Origin of the sequence: Marinobacter sp. AN1 (genome assembly GCF_026013985.1) — a bacterium.
GTDB classification, from domain to species: Bacteria; Pseudomonadota; Gammaproteobacteria; order Pseudomonadales; family Oleiphilaceae; genus Marinobacter; species Marinobacter segnicrescens.
In genome coordinates, this window is sequence record NZ_CP110342.1 from 3,119,172 (window position 1) to 3,132,231 (window position 13,060).

11 protein-coding genes are annotated in these 13,060 nt (G+C 57.8%); 6 read left to right on the plus strand and 5 right to left on the minus strand.

All coding sequences use genetic code 11. The features are described from left to right. Positions 1 to 27: 27 nt before the first annotated feature. Entirely contained in the window at positions 28 to 1,440 is a 1,413-nt protein-coding gene (locus tag LJ360_RS14285; RefSeq protein ID WP_264994394.1) for an IS1182 family transposase, read from the minus strand. A 96-nt stretch (positions 1,441 to 1,536) separates the two neighbouring features. Further along, on the minus strand, positions 1,537 to 2,043 hold the full coding sequence (locus LJ360_RS14290; RefSeq protein ID WP_320108770.1) for a pilin: 507 nt from the start codon (positions 2,041 to 2,043) through the stop codon (positions 1,537 to 1,539). A gap of 381 nt (positions 2,044 to 2,424) precedes the next feature. On the opposite strand from LJ360_RS14290, the gene pilB reads away from it, so the two are divergent. From pilB to LJ360_RS14305, 3 genes are all read left to right on the plus strand, one after another. Then, positions 2,425 to 4,143 carry a type IV-A pilus assembly ATPase PilB gene (pilB, locus tag LJ360_RS14295; protein ID WP_091852308.1) on the plus strand — a complete coding sequence of 573 codons (1,719 nt, stop codon included), beginning with the start codon at positions 2,425 to 2,427 and terminating at the stop codon, positions 4,141 to 4,143. Positions 4,144 to 4,145: 2 nt separating this feature from the next. Beyond that, on the plus strand, positions 4,146 to 5,372 hold the full coding sequence (locus LJ360_RS14300; protein WP_264994395.1) for a type II secretion system F family protein: 1,227 nt from the start codon (positions 4,146 to 4,148) through the stop codon (positions 5,370 to 5,372). Positions 5,373 to 5,538: 166 nt separating this feature from the next. Then, the gene (locus tag LJ360_RS14305; RefSeq protein ID WP_264994396.1) at positions 5,539 to 6,417 is read left to right on the plus strand and encodes a prepilin peptidase; all 879 of its coding nucleotides are present in this window, start codon (positions 5,539 to 5,541) and stop codon (positions 6,415 to 6,417) included. Between the two features lie 32 nt (positions 6,418 to 6,449). Here the strand turns inward: LJ360_RS14305 and LJ360_RS14310 are convergent, their stop codons facing one another. Further along, positions 6,450 to 7,430, minus strand: coding sequence for a D-2-hydroxyacid dehydrogenase (locus LJ360_RS14310; RefSeq protein ID WP_264994397.1), 981 nt, complete (start codon positions 7,428 to 7,430; stop codon positions 6,450 to 6,452). Between the two features lie 200 nt (positions 7,431 to 7,630). Between LJ360_RS14310 and LJ360_RS14315 the strand changes: the two genes are divergently transcribed. The 3 genes from LJ360_RS14315 (at position 7,631) to LJ360_RS14325 (ending at position 9,805) form a co-directional block, all read left to right on the plus strand. Continuing rightward, positions 7,631 to 8,854 (plus strand): pyridoxal phosphate-dependent aminotransferase, encoded by a 1,224-nt coding sequence (locus tag LJ360_RS14315; RefSeq protein WP_091852320.1) that lies wholly within the window; start codon positions 7,631 to 7,633, stop codon positions 8,852 to 8,854. A 71-nt stretch (positions 8,855 to 8,925) separates the two neighbouring features. Further along, positions 8,926 to 9,111: a CPXCG motif-containing cysteine-rich protein gene (locus LJ360_RS14320; RefSeq protein WP_091852323.1), complete on the plus strand. Its 186-nt coding sequence runs from the start codon at positions 8,926 to 8,928 to the stop codon at positions 9,109 to 9,111. A 136-nt stretch (positions 9,112 to 9,247) separates the two neighbouring features. After that, on the plus strand, positions 9,248 to 9,805 hold the full coding sequence (locus LJ360_RS14325) for a DUF1439 domain-containing protein (RefSeq protein WP_264994398.1): 558 nt from the start codon (positions 9,248 to 9,250) through the stop codon (positions 9,803 to 9,805). Positions 9,806 to 10,060: 255 nt separating this feature from the next. On the opposite strand, the gene LJ360_RS14330 is transcribed toward LJ360_RS14325, so the two are convergent. Both LJ360_RS14330 and acs read right to left on the minus strand, forming a co-directional pair. Continuing rightward, positions 10,061 to 10,726 (minus strand): response regulator transcription factor, encoded by a 666-nt coding sequence (locus tag LJ360_RS14330; RefSeq protein WP_091852331.1) that lies wholly within the window; start codon positions 10,724 to 10,726, stop codon positions 10,061 to 10,063. Between the two features lie 215 nt (positions 10,727 to 10,941). Then, positions 10,942 to 12,888 (minus strand): acetate--CoA ligase, encoded by a 1,947-nt coding sequence (acs, locus tag LJ360_RS14335; RefSeq protein ID WP_264994399.1) that lies wholly within the window; start codon positions 12,886 to 12,888, stop codon positions 10,942 to 10,944. Between the last annotated feature and the right edge of the window lie 172 nt (positions 12,889 to 13,060).

Genomic DNA, 13,060 nt, shown 5'->3' on the forward strand with positions numbered 1-13,060 from the left:
TCCATGCGATAGAGAGGCGTAAGTGCCTCAAGTCAGCCTTGCCAGCATGCCCTTCACGCCCAGCACGTTGATCGCCCGCATCAGGTTGTAACTCAGAACCCCCAGACTGTATTCACTACTGGCAGAACTCAGACCCCAGCAGGTAAATCGCCCTTTATTCAGCAGCCTTTTGAGTGTGGCGAAGGTCGGCTCAACGGCAGCCATGCGACGGATCATCCGCTCAGGTGTGGCGGCTTTCGTTGCTTTCTCCAGAGCCTCTTCATTGAAGTGGCGTGTGACCCAGCGTCGATCCACCTTGGTGCATTGGCTTTGTAGCGGGCATTGATTGCAGCCTGAACGCGCATACAGATGCAGACGATCCTTGTTGCTCACCGTCTTGTGAAGCAACCGCTCTCCAGCAGGGCAGCGGTAAGCGTCCTCTTCGGGCAAATAGGTGAAGTCACTTTTCTGGAAGTACTCGCCGCTTCCCTGATTGTTGACCGCCCGGTTCGATGGCACGGCCACATCGTACCCAGAAGACTGAAGCTCGTTGATCTGCTGACCGTTGGAATAGCCGGCATCGGCAACGAGGGTTTCTAGTCCGCCCTCCAGTACGTCATGGGTCTCTTGGGCTATCGGTTTCAATTGCTGGTTATCGCTGCCTGCCTGTGTCAGGTCGTGGTGAACGATCAGTTGGTGTTCCTCGTCAACGGCATTCTGCGCGTTGTAGCCCACCACCATGCCTTCCCGGCCAGATTTCATCAGCTTGGCGTCCGGCTCTGTACGACAGAGCTGAGTCTTGCCCTCATCGGCCAGCGTCTTCAGCTCATCCTGCAGTTCCGCCTTGTGGGTTTCCAGGTAAGCCAGGGCTTGGGATACTTTGTCACGGTTCAGGTCGGCGTCATCACCTTGTTCCGATGCCGCCAACTGAGCGAGATAACGATCGATCTTCTGGTCCAGTTTGCCCAGCTGTTTCTCCAACTGCTTGCGGGTGATGGCCTGATCTTTACTGGCAGCCGCTTTGAACTTGCTGCCATCAATCGCCACCAACTGGCCACTGACCAGTCCTGCCTGTTTACAGAACACAATGAACTGGCGGCACACCTTCTTGACCGCGCCACCGTTATCTTTACGGAAGTCCGCGATGGTCTTGAAATCCGGTGCCAGCTGCTTCATCAGCCAGAGCACTTCCAGGTTGCGATGACATTCTTTTTCCAGCCGTCGGGTGCTGCTGGTCTGATTGAGGTAGGCGTATATGTATAGCTTGAGCAGATCGCCGGGATGATAAGGGCGTCGGCCTGTGTGAGCCGTCTGCGCTTTCCTGAAACCCATCTCAGACAGGTTCAGTGAATCCACAAAGGCATCAATGACGCGAACCGGGTGATCTTCGGGGACGTAATCTTCGACGCTGGGCGGAAGCAGAAGCGTCTGACTTCGGGGAGTGCCTTCCAGATGTCTCATAAAAAATAACCGCGAGCCATGTCGCGGTTATTTTGCCAGCTTGGGAGGCTGTTTTCACACAGCCTCCTAGGGCCCCCTTTTTACTGCTTCTATTTTTTAGGAAGCAGGGCATCCGGCAGGTGCGTAGCTATCCTTCCAACCATCTGTACCATCTGTTTTACCAGTAATCGAGCAGTTCCAAACTCCATTTGCCTGCCTCTCAATAGTTACTACAGCTCCAGTAACTGCAGCGGCCGCCTGGCCACCCAATTGAGCTTCAATTTTCGGCGTTGCAGTATCACCATCGGTGATGGTAATGCCATCAGTGCCCGCGCCCGGATCCAGAAGGTTAGACTTATCTGAGTCATACCCAAGCGCAATTTGATTGTTGGCCATATCGTCGTCGTAACCGTAAATGACTTCTGCACCACGCTGAAGAGCGTCTTCGATACCCGTTTTCAGAGCATTAATTTCACCCACTACGCGGGTCACCTGGGAACGAGCAGTGTAGTCCTGATACTGGGGAATAGCCACCGCCGCCAAAATACCAATGATCGCCACAACGATCATCAGTTCGATCAGGGTGAAACCCTTCTGACCATGATTCATCTGAATGTTTTTCATAACAATGCCTCTGTGTTTTGCGTTTTTCCCGTATGGCTCCGGGGCCGGCGGAGCTTTGCCCCCGAACCGGTATGAGCCTGCGAAGAGTACAGCACCTGCCGTGCCAGTTTTTGACAGAGGACAATTATCTGCGCCTTTTCATGGCCTTATGAACCAAAAACTGTTGCCTGGCAGGCGGTTTTGAGGAACCCTTCACATGCCCTATCCGGTCGCTCACTGACGCAAAACGTCACACTGCGAAGCCACTCACATGCCTGAGTGACACAAATGGTCAACCACCGGTCTTTCCAATCATACTTGGGACATCTAAACTCACTGTCACCTGATCACCACAGGCCATTCACCCGCCTGTCAGTGTGTTACCGACAAAGTTCGAACTTTATGGCAACCGATAAAAGCAATGTAACTCTTACGGGCCTGGCCCGGCGATTTGTAGAGGACGGCCTGTTAGAGGAGGCTGTCGCCAAGGATGCCTACCTGCAGGCAGCCAATAATCGCATTCCCCTTATCACCTACCTGGTCCAGAACGACCTGGCGGACAGCCAGAAGCTGGCGTTTGCAGCGGCCATGGAGTTCGGCGTCAGTGTTCTGGACCTGAACAGCTTTCTACCGGAGATGCTGCCGGAAAAGCTGGTGGACGAAAAACTCGTTCGCAAGCACAACGCCCTGCCTCTGTATAAACGAGGCAATCGGCTGTTTATTGCCGTATCTGACCCCACCAATATCCAGGCCCTCGATGAGATCAAGTTCAACACTGGCCTGAGTACCGACGCGATCCTGGTGGATGATGCCGCGCTGCGGATCGCCATCGACAAGTATCTGGAATCTGCTGAAGACGCCATGGGCGATCTTGACGATGCGGATCTGGAGGGCGTGGAAACAGAGGGTGGTGAGCAGGACGACGATGACGCTGTCGTTGCAACCACGGATGTGGACGACGCTCCCATCGTAAAGTACGTCAACAAGATCCTGCTGGATGCGATTCGGGGCGGAGCTTCGGATATCCACTTTGAGCCCTATGAAAAGGTGTACCGGGTGCGCTACCGCACCGACGGCATGCTGAAGGAAATTTCCCGCCCCTCCATCAAACTGGCCCCCAAGATCTCCGCCCGGGTAAAGATCATGGCCCAGCTGGATATTTCCGAGCGCCGGGTACCCCAGGATGGCCGCATCAAGATGAAGTTATCCAAGACCAAGGCCATCGACTTCCGGGTCAACACCCTGCCTACCCTGTGGGGTGAAAAGATCGTGTTGCGGATCCTGGATCCCAGCCAGGCGAAGATGGGCATCGATGCGTTGGGTTATGAGGAAGACCAGAAAGAACTCTACATGAATGCCCTCAAGCAGCCTCAGGGCATGATCCTGGTGACCGGTCCTACCGGCTCTGGTAAGACGGTATCCCTCTACACCGGCCTGAATATTCTCAACCAGCCCGAGATCAACATCTCGACGGCGGAAGACCCGGCGGAAATCAACCTGGAGGGCATCAACCAGGTCAATGTGAACAACAAGGTGGGCCTGGGCTTTGCCGAAGCCCTGCGGGCGTTCCTGCGGCAAGACCCGGATGTGATCATGGTGGGTGAGATCCGTGACCTGGAAACTGCCAATATTGCTATCAAGGCGGCCCAGACCGGCCACCTGGTGCTGTCCACCCTGCACACCAACAGCGCGGCAGAGACCCTGACCCGGATGATGAACATGGGTGTACCGTCGTTCAACATCGCCACATCGGTCAGCCTGATCATTGCCCAGCGCCTGGGCCGGCGCCTGTGTAACAGCTGCAAACAGCCGCTGGATGTGCCGAAAGAAACGCTTTTAAAGGAAGGGTTCACAGAAGAACAAATTGAAACTGGCTTTACGTTGTACACACCCAAGGGCTGTGATAAATGCAATGGAGGCTATAAGGGCCGCGTGGGTATCTACGAGGTGGTGAAAGTTACCGAGTCACTGGCGAACATGATTATGGAAGAAGCCAGCTCCATCCAGATAGCCCGCCAGGCCCAGCAAGAGGGTTTCCGTACGCTGCGTCAGTCCGCCCTTCGCAAGGTCATTGAAGGGGTGACCAGCCTTGAGGAAGCCAACCGCGTAACGAAGGATTAAGCATGGCACAGGCACAGAAGGTAGAAAAACTTCAGGCGTATGTCTGGGAAGGTAAGGATCGTAAGGGCAACAAGGCCAAGGGGGAGATATCCGGCACCAACCTGGCACTGGTGAAGGCCCAGCTGCGCAAGCAGGGGGTGATGCCCAGCAAGGTCAAGCGCAAGCCCAAGCCGCTGTTTGGTGGCAGCAAGAAGGTCACGCCCTTTGATATCGCCATGTTCACCCGCCAACTGGCCACCATGATGAAGGCCGGTGTTCCACTGGTGCAGAGCTTCGACATTGTGGCTGATGGCCTGGACAACAAGGGTCTGCAGGAGCTCGTGGTTGCCATTCGCAATGACGTCGCTTCAGGTACCAGCTTTGCGGGCGCCTTACGCCGGCACCCCAAGCACTTCAATGATCTTTACTGCAACCTGGTGGATTCCGGTGAGAAGGCCGGTGCGCTGGAACAAATGCTTGACCGGATTGCGAACTACCTTGAGAAAACCGAGATTCTCAAGAAAAAGGTCAAGAAGGCCATGACCTATCCGATTGCGGTTATTGTGGTGGCAATCATCGTAACGGCGATACTGCTGGTCAAGGTTGTCCCCCAGTTTGAGAGCCTGTTCCAGGGCTTTGGTGCCGACCTTCCTGTATTTACGCAGATGGTTGTTAACTTGTCCGAATGGATGCAGAAGTGGTGGTTCGTTGTTTTGCTTGGGATCGTAGCGTTCGTTTTTAGCTTTGGTCAGGCAAAAAGACGATCTCAAAAGTTCTCAGACCTGGTGGACAAATACATCCTGAAAATCCCGATTATGGGGGAGATAATCGACAAATCAGCAGTGGCCAAGTTCGGCCGGGTGCTTTCGACCACCTTCGCTTCTGGTGTGCCGCTGGTGGATGCACTGGACTCAGTTGCTGGGGCAACGGGTAACGCGGTGTACCGTGATGCCATCTTCAAAATCAAGGACGAAGTGTCCTCAGGTGTCCAGTTGCAAGCTGCCATGAGACAGACCGACGTCTTCCCGGTGATGGCCGTGCAGCTCACCGCCATTGGCGAGGAGTCCGGCAACCTGGATGAAATGCTTGCCAAGGTGGCAGAGCACTATGAATCGGTGGTGGACGACATGGTGGACAACCTGACGGCACTGATGGAGCCGATGATTATGTCGGTGCTGGGTGTGCTGGTAGGTGGCTTGATCGTAGCCATGTACCTGCCAATCTTCCAGATGGGTCAGGTTGTTGGCTAAGTAGACTCTTGTGATTCCGCAGAGTGAGAGCCAAAGCTCGGGCTCTCACTCTGCGGCTCTCCCCCTCTCCCCGGCCCTCTCCCTCGAGGGGAGAGGGAGTGTAAGACGGTAACTCAGCTAAATTCTTCATCGCCGTAAATAACGATCCCAATCCAGAAGGTATCGAATGCCCACCCTTGACGTTTTCCTTTCAACTCCATGGCTGCTCTACATTTCAGTGCTTTTTGTTTCCCTGTGTATTGGCAGCTTCCTGAACGTCGTCATCCTGCGCCTGCCCAAAATGATGCACCAGGACTGGCGTTGTCAGTGTGAAGAATTCCTGGCGGTTCCGGAGAAGGAGCGCAGTAACGAGGAACGCATCACCCTGTCCCGGCCACCCTCCACCTGCCCTTCCTGCGGCCACAGGATTCGCCCCTGGGAAAATATTCCGGTAGTCAGTTATCTGTTCCTTCGGGGCAAGTGCAGCAACTGCGGCACCCGGATTTCAGTGCGCTATCCGCTGATAGAGGCGATTACCGCGCTGTTTTCAGTGTTGACCGTATGGCTGCTCGGGCCTTCTGTTGGCACCTTATGGGCACTGGTGCTGGTATGGGCGCTTGTTGCGCTGACCATGATCGATTTCGACACCCAGCTGCTGCCGGATAACATCACCCTGCCTCTGATGTGGCTGGGACTGCTGCTGAACTACTTCGGTTATCTGACGGACTTTCACAGTGCGTTCTGGGGTGCCGTGGCTGGCTACCTTTCCTTGTGGTCCGTTTACTGGCTGTTCAAGCTGGTCACCGGCAAGGAGGGCATGGGGCACGGTGATTTCAAGCTGCTGGCCGCCATCGGTGCCTGGCTGGGCTGGCAGTTGCTACCGGCAGTGATTTTGCTGTCTTCCCTGGTGGGCGCGGTTGTGGGAATCACCCTGATGGTGTTCCACCGCCATGGGCGGGATGTGCCGATTCCGTTCGGACCTTACCTGGCAGCAGCGGGGTTGCTGGCGTTGTGGTTCGGGGATGAGATTCTGGCCGGGTGGTATGCGTGGTTGGGGGTTGGTTGAGTAGCGTAAACCAACCCACCCCACTCACCTTGTCAGCTACCGGCGTAGCCCAGTTTCTTGTCTACGTGATTGAACAACTCTCCGCCCTTGTGCCAACGGTCGAAGTTCTCCAGGAACTGGTCCGTCAGGGCCCTGCGCCAGCCGATGAAGTCGCCGGACATGTGGGGCGTCAGGATGACGTTGCCCATTTCCCATAGCGGATGGTCTTCCGGCAGGGGCTCTTCTTCGAACACGTCCAACGCGGCACCGGCAATCTCGCCCTTGTTCAGCGCATCAATCAGGTCCCTGGTATTCACGATCGGGCCACGGCCGATGTTGATCAGGCGGGCTTCTTTTTTCATGGCGGCGAAGGCCTTCTGGTCAAACAGTCCTTCTGTCTGAGGGGTCAGGGGCGCCGCAATGACCACGAAATCCGCCACCGCCAGCTGATCAAAGAGTTGCTCATTGGCGTGAACGGCCACAAAGTCCTCGTCCCCGCTTCTGGCGCGACGAGCCACGCCATGGGGATTCATGCCAACCGCCCTGGCCAGACGGGCAATCTGACGACCAATGGAGCCCGCCCCCACGATCAGCACTTCACGTCCCTCAGCCCGCTCCGTGTCACGGTGTTTCCACTTGTGTCCGGCCTGCAGGCGCATGGAGCGGGGGAAGTCCTTGGCAAACATCAGCATGGTGCACAGCACATACTCCGCAATGCTCCGGTCAAAAATCCCCCGGGCGTTGGTCACCGTCACATCACTGTCGATCAGCGCCGGGAACATCAGCGCATCCACCCCTGCACTGGTAGCATGGATCCACTCCAGCTTGTCCGCCATTGGCCAGGCCGCTTCCAGCGCCTCAGTACGAAAATCCGTCACCATCATCACCCGGCTGTCGGGCAGGGCCTCCCGCAGGGTTTCCTCATCCCAGGCCAGCCGGACCTCACCCCTGGCTCGAACCGCGTCGATACCCGGCGGCTCCGGCTCACCCGGGGCAGTCAGTACGGTGATTACGGGTTTCTGGTCGTGGCTCATGGGTGGTGAATCCTCCGGTTTGTCCCTTTAGCTTTCCCTGAGTTTGGCTGGTGGAGTTAAGCGGGTCAAACGGGGTATGGACAATACTTTAGAAGTAAACCACCGGCTTGCCCTTGTATGTGCTGTGACTCGTGGACTACTCTGCGAGAGAGGGCCTGAACGCCCCACCAGACTTCCATTCATGGCCGTGAGAGGTGCTTATGGCAGAGGCTGCAAAAGATACCGGGCAAACCCAGCCGCGCAAGGTCAAATACCGCAAGGCCAAGGCCTCCTGGAACCCTGCGATGCAGGCGATTCCCGTGCCGGGTATCCGACGTATGGTGAATATGGCGTCCACCATGAAGGACGTGATTCACCTGTCCATCGGTCAGCCTGACCTGCCCACGCCCAAGCACATCATTGATGCCTACGTGGACGCCCTCAACGCCGGCCAGACCGGCTACACCATGGATGCGGGCCTGCCGGAGCTGCTGGTGGCCCTGCGGGACTACTATGGCAAGCGCTATAACCGCAAGCTGACCCGGGACAACATCCTGATCACCAGCGGCGCCACCGAGGCCATGTACCTGGCGATTACCTCAACCGCCCAACCCGGCCGGCAATTCATCATTACCGACCCCACCTTCCTGCTGTATGCGCCCCTGATCCGCATGAACGGCGGCGAGGTGAAGTACATTCCCACCCGGCCCGAGAACGACCACCAGCTTGACCCGGACGAAGTCATCCGGGCCATGGGCTCGCGCACCTATGCGATCATCCTCAACTCCCCCAACAACCCCACCGGGGCGGTGTACCCCCGCTCGACCGTGGAAACCATTGTGGAGGAGTGTGCCTACCGGGGCATACAGATCTACGCGGATGAGGTCTACGACCACCTGATTTTCGATGATGATGACTACGCCAGCGTGCTCAAGTGCTCGGTGGACCTGGACAACATCATGTGCATCAGCAGCTTCTCCAAGACCTTCAGCATGGCAGGTCTGCGGGTAGGCTGGGTGATTTCCAGCCAGGCCACCATCAAGAGTTTGCGCCGGTACCATATGTTCACTACGTCGGTTGCCAACACACCGTCCCAGTTTGCCGGGGTGGCGGCACTGACCGGCGACCAGCAGTGTGTCAGGGACATGGTGGATATCTACCGGGAGCGCCGGGACAAGATTGTCGAACTGATCGACCAGACGCCCCATCTGACCGGCTACAAGCCTGGCGGCGCCTTCTTCGCCTTTCCTACCCTGCCACCTCACGTGGATGGTTCGGACGTGGCCCTGCGCATGCTGAAAGAAACCGGGGTGTGCACCGTACCCGGGGACGCCTTTGGGGAGCACACGCAGAACGCCTTGCGGCTGAGCTTTTCGACAACCTGCGAGAAGCTGGAGGAGGCCTTCGACCGGATTATTCCGTGGATGGCCAAGCAACAGTTCTGACGAACCTCCCACTGTTCCGGCCCGCTACGCCAGCAACCGCGTAGCGGGCTAACGGCTTGCGAAAACCAACCATGCTGGAACCTGCCACCCTGCAATGCCCCTACTGCTGGGAACTACTGGAAGTCTTCGTGGACCCGTCGGTTCGTGACCAGGAATACGTGGAGGACTGCCAGGTTTGCTGCCAGCCCATCCTCATCCATGCCGTGTTTGACGAGGCCGGTGAGCTTCACCTGACCGCCACGCCGGAGAACGAATAGCGACCCACCCGGCAGGCCATGACACCATGCCCAAGGCCCGCAGTAAGGGTAATAACTGCCACCCAGGCCCTTGCCTGACACAGGCCACTGATTCACTCTATAGCCAATCTTCACCAGCATGACCGAAGGAATCCCTATGACCCTGCGCCCCCTGCTTGCCCTGTTACTTGCCGTCACCCTGCTTTCAGGCTGTGCCGGTTTCTCGCCGCTCACGATCAGTGAGGCCACACTGGAGCGCCATCTGCAGGATGCGGTCAGTAATTACGACCGCCAGCAGCTGCAGGCCGGCTCGCCGCTGAGCCTCTCCCTGGACAACGCTGACATCACCCTTGGTCCGGATGGGCGGGATGTGGCGGTGATAGACCTGTCCGGCCAGGTCGCCCTGAACGCCCTGATGGCGAAGCTCCCGGCTGACATAAGGCTGAAGGTGGAAGGAGCGCCTGTGTATGACAGCCAGGAACAGGCGATCTATATCCGCCGGCTGAAGTTGCTGGAAAGCAGCGTGGACACGCCTTATTTCAGCAGCGGTGAGCTGAAGCCGGTAACGGACAATATCATGCGGGTGGTGGCGCAAATGCTGGAAACCATTCCGGTTTATCGACTGGACGGCACCAGCCTGGGTGCTCGGTTGATGGGTATGACGGAGATGGATGTGCGGGTGGCGCCCGGCAGGTTGGAGTTTGTGAAGCGCTAGTTATGGAGCGTTCAGCAATCCTGGAAACGTTAATATCATCAAGCATTCACAAGGGGGGTAGCCTTCAATTCCGTGCAAAGCGCGTGGGGTGAGGGCTTGTTCCGGGACACGCCGTGAATCCGTCCATGGAGGCTCTTCAAAAACGTCCATGTTTTTGAAGGTCCCGGAACAAGCCCTCACCCCACGCGCTCGAACTGTGGAGCTATCTTCGCCCGCAAGGATCCGGTTTTGAAAAAAACGGAGTCAGAAGAAAACCTAGCTACCGGACAGCGAAGTATCCGACGGGTCCAGCTCCATTTGCTGGATCGCGATCACCGCCTGGGTGCGGTTGCGCACGCCGAGTTTGCGGAAGACCGCGGTGATGTGGGCCTTGATGGTGGCTTCGGAGACGTCCAGATCGTAGGCGATCTGTTTGTTGAGCATGCCTTCCGCCAGCATACCCAATACCCGGAACTGTTGCGGGGTCAGGGAGGCGAGTTTCTCGGAGAAGTCAGTGTTTTCCGCCTGCGTCTGCTCGAGCTTTTCAGCGACGCCTTCCGGCAACCACATGTCCCCTTCCAGCACCGCCTGGATGGCGTCGGTGATTTCCGGTAGAGGGGCGGACTTGGGGATGAAACCGGAGGCGCCGTAGTCGATGGAGCGGCGCATGACCTGCAGGTCTTCAGAACCGGAGACGACCACGACCGGCAGCCCCGGGTACTGGCCGCGCATGAACACCAGGCCGGAAAAACCGTGGGCGCCGGGCATGTTCAGGTCCAGCAGCACCAGGTCGGCGTCCGGCTTCTTTTCCACGGCAGCCTGCAGGGCCTTGATGCTCTCAACCTCGGCCACCTCCGCGTCAGGGACCGCCTGGCTTACAGCCTGGCGCAGCGCCGCACGGAACAGCGGGTGGTCATCAGCGATGATTATGTGTTGAGTCATCCACGGGCATCCTCTTGTTATTCCGGCTTGGTACCCGGCGTCAGGGCTGAACCGGCTCTGTACAAGCCGGATTGTCGAGCCAGCCACCGGGGCTGCCGTCTATTCTACCCCAAATACGACGATGCCCGCAGGGGTTGTACCCTGCGGGCATCGGCAGTACCCGGTCTGGTCAGCACATTGACCAGACCGGGTACCGGTACAGCGATCAATCGAGCTTACTTGAAGGCGCGCTCGTTGATCAGTTCGTCTACCACGCCCGGATCGGCCAGGGTGGAGGTATCACCCAGCTGATCGTGCTCGTTGGCGGCGATCTTGCGCAGTATGCGGCGCATGATCTTGCCGGAGCGGGTCTTGGGCAGGCCAGGCGCCCACTGGATGACGTCCGGAGAGGCAATGGGGCCGATTTCCTTACGCACCCACTGCACCAGCTCCTTGCGCAGCTCCTCGGTGGCTTCCACACCCTGCACCAGGGTGACATAGACGTAGATACCCTGACCCTTGATGTCATGGGGGAAGCCTACCACGGCGGCTTCCGCTACCTTTTCGTGGGCGACCAGCGCACTTTCCACTTCGGCCGTGCCCAGGCGGTGGCCTGATACGTTCAGCACGTCATCTACACGGCCCGTAATCCAGTAGTAGCCGTCTTCGTCACGACGGGCACCGTCACCGGTGAAGTACATGCCGGGGTAGGCGCTGAAGTAGGTCTGCTTGAAGCGATCGTGGTCACCATAGATGGTCCGCATCTGGCCGGGCCAGCTGTCCATGATGACCAGGTTGCCTTCGGCAGCGCCTTCCAGGACATTGCCGTTGCTGTCCACCAGCGCCGGCTGTACACCGAAGAACGGCACCGTGGCGGATCCAGGCTTGAGGTCCACGGCACCGGGCAGCGGGGAAATCAGGATGCCGCCGGTTTCGGTCTGCCACCAGGTGTCCACAATCGGGCACTTGCCATTGCCGATGACCCGGTGATACCACTCCCAGGCCTCAGGGTTAATGGGTTCGCCCACCGAACCCAGCAGGTGCAGGCTCTCGCGGGTGGTGCCCTTCATGCAGTCTTCGCCTTCAGCCATCAGGGCGCGGATTGCGGTTGGGGCGGTGTACAACACGTTGACCTTGTGCTTATCCACTACCTGACCCATGCGGGAACTGTCCGGGTAGTTTGGCACACCCTCGAACAGGACCGTGATCGCACCGTTGGCCAGCGGCCCGTAAAGGATATAGCTGTGGCCAGTCACCCAGCCGAAGTCCGCCGTGCACCAGTAAACATCGCCGTCCTGGTAGTCAAAGACGTACTCGTGGGTCATGGATACATAGGTAAGGTAACCACCGGTGGTGTGCAGCACCCCCTTGGGCGCGCCGGTCGAGCCGGAGGTATACAGCATGAACAGCGGATCTTCCGCGCCCATGGGCTCCGGCGGGCACTCAGCGGAGGCGTCTTTCATCAGGTCTTCGTAGCGAACGTCACGGCTGGCGTCCCAGGGCACGTCGCCACCGGTGCGACTAACCACGACGACCTTTTCCACGTTCGGAACAGAGTCGCCTTCAAGGGCCGCGTCCACGTTTTTCTTGAGGGGAATCTTGCGGCCGCCGCGAAGGCCTTCGTCCGCTGTCACAATGAAGCGGGACTTGCCGTTTTCCACACGGGCGCCCAGCGCCTCGGGCGAGAAGCCGCCGAACACCACCGAGTGAATGGCGCCAATACGGGCGCACGCCAGCATGGCCACGGCGGTTTCCACGATCATGGGCATGTAGATGGTGACCACGTCGCCTTTCTTGACGCCCAGGGTTTTCAGAACGTTGGCGAACTTGGCCGTTTCTGCATGGAGTTCACGATAGGTCACATTGCGGGATTCCGCAGGGTCGTCACCTTCAAAGAAGATCGCCGTCTGATCGCCACGCTTCTCCAGGTGCCGGTCCAGGCAGTTGGCGGAGGCGTTCAGCACGCCATCCTCAAACCACTTGATGGACAGGTTGTTGTAATCGTAGGTGGTGTTCTTCACCTTGCTGTAAGGCTTGATCCAGTCCAGTCGCTTACCATGTTCTCCCCAGAAGGTATCCGGGTCGTCGATGGACTGCTTGTACATCTGTTCGTATTGTTCGCGGCTGAGCAGCGCCCGCTTCGCGAAATGGTCGGGTACCGGATATAGCTTCTTGTCGGTCATTGTTTCCCCCTTGCGTTACAGAGTCTGTTACTGAGTTGTCGGAATTGTTGGAACAGAACTTGTCATCGGCACACCGTGTCTTACGGCGACCGGCAGGTGCTACGAGCCTGAAACCTGTCAAATACAGTGCAGAGGCAGTTCGCAGGAACCGCCATCTGCAATAAGTGAATTG

What these genes read in the sequence shown, in the direction of transcription:
- LJ360_RS14285 (WP_264994394.1), bottom strand. Translation starts at nt 1,440, where the DNA reads ATGAGACATCTGGAAGGCACTCCCCGAAGTCAGACGCTTCTGCTTCCG.
- LJ360_RS14290 (WP_320108770.1), bottom strand. Translation starts at nt 2,043, where the DNA reads ATGAAAAACATTCAGATGAATCATGGTCAGAAGGGTTTCACCCTGATC.
- pilB (WP_091852308.1), top strand. Translation starts at nt 2,425, where the DNA reads ATGGCAACCGATAAAAGCAATGTAACTCTTACGGGCCTGGCCCGGCGA.
- LJ360_RS14300 (WP_264994395.1), top strand. Translation starts at nt 4,146, where the DNA reads ATGGCACAGGCACAGAAGGTAGAAAAACTTCAGGCGTATGTCTGGGAA.
- LJ360_RS14305 (WP_264994396.1), top strand. Translation starts at nt 5,539, where the DNA reads ATGCCCACCCTTGACGTTTTCCTTTCAACTCCATGGCTGCTCTACATT.
- LJ360_RS14310 (WP_264994397.1), bottom strand. Translation starts at nt 7,430, where the DNA reads ATGAGCCACGACCAGAAACCCGTAATCACCGTACTGACTGCCCCGGGT.
- LJ360_RS14315 (WP_091852320.1), top strand. Translation starts at nt 7,631, where the DNA reads ATGGCAGAGGCTGCAAAAGATACCGGGCAAACCCAGCCGCGCAAGGTC.
- LJ360_RS14320 (WP_091852323.1), top strand. Translation starts at nt 8,926, where the DNA reads ATGCTGGAACCTGCCACCCTGCAATGCCCCTACTGCTGGGAACTACTG.
- LJ360_RS14325 (WP_264994398.1), top strand. Translation starts at nt 9,248, where the DNA reads ATGACCCTGCGCCCCCTGCTTGCCCTGTTACTTGCCGTCACCCTGCTT.
- LJ360_RS14330 (WP_091852331.1), bottom strand. Translation starts at nt 10,726, where the DNA reads ATGACTCAACACATAATCATCGCTGATGACCACCCGCTGTTCCGTGCG.
- acs (WP_264994399.1), bottom strand. Translation starts at nt 12,888, where the DNA reads ATGACCGACAAGAAGCTATATCCGGTACCCGACCATTTCGCGAAGCGG.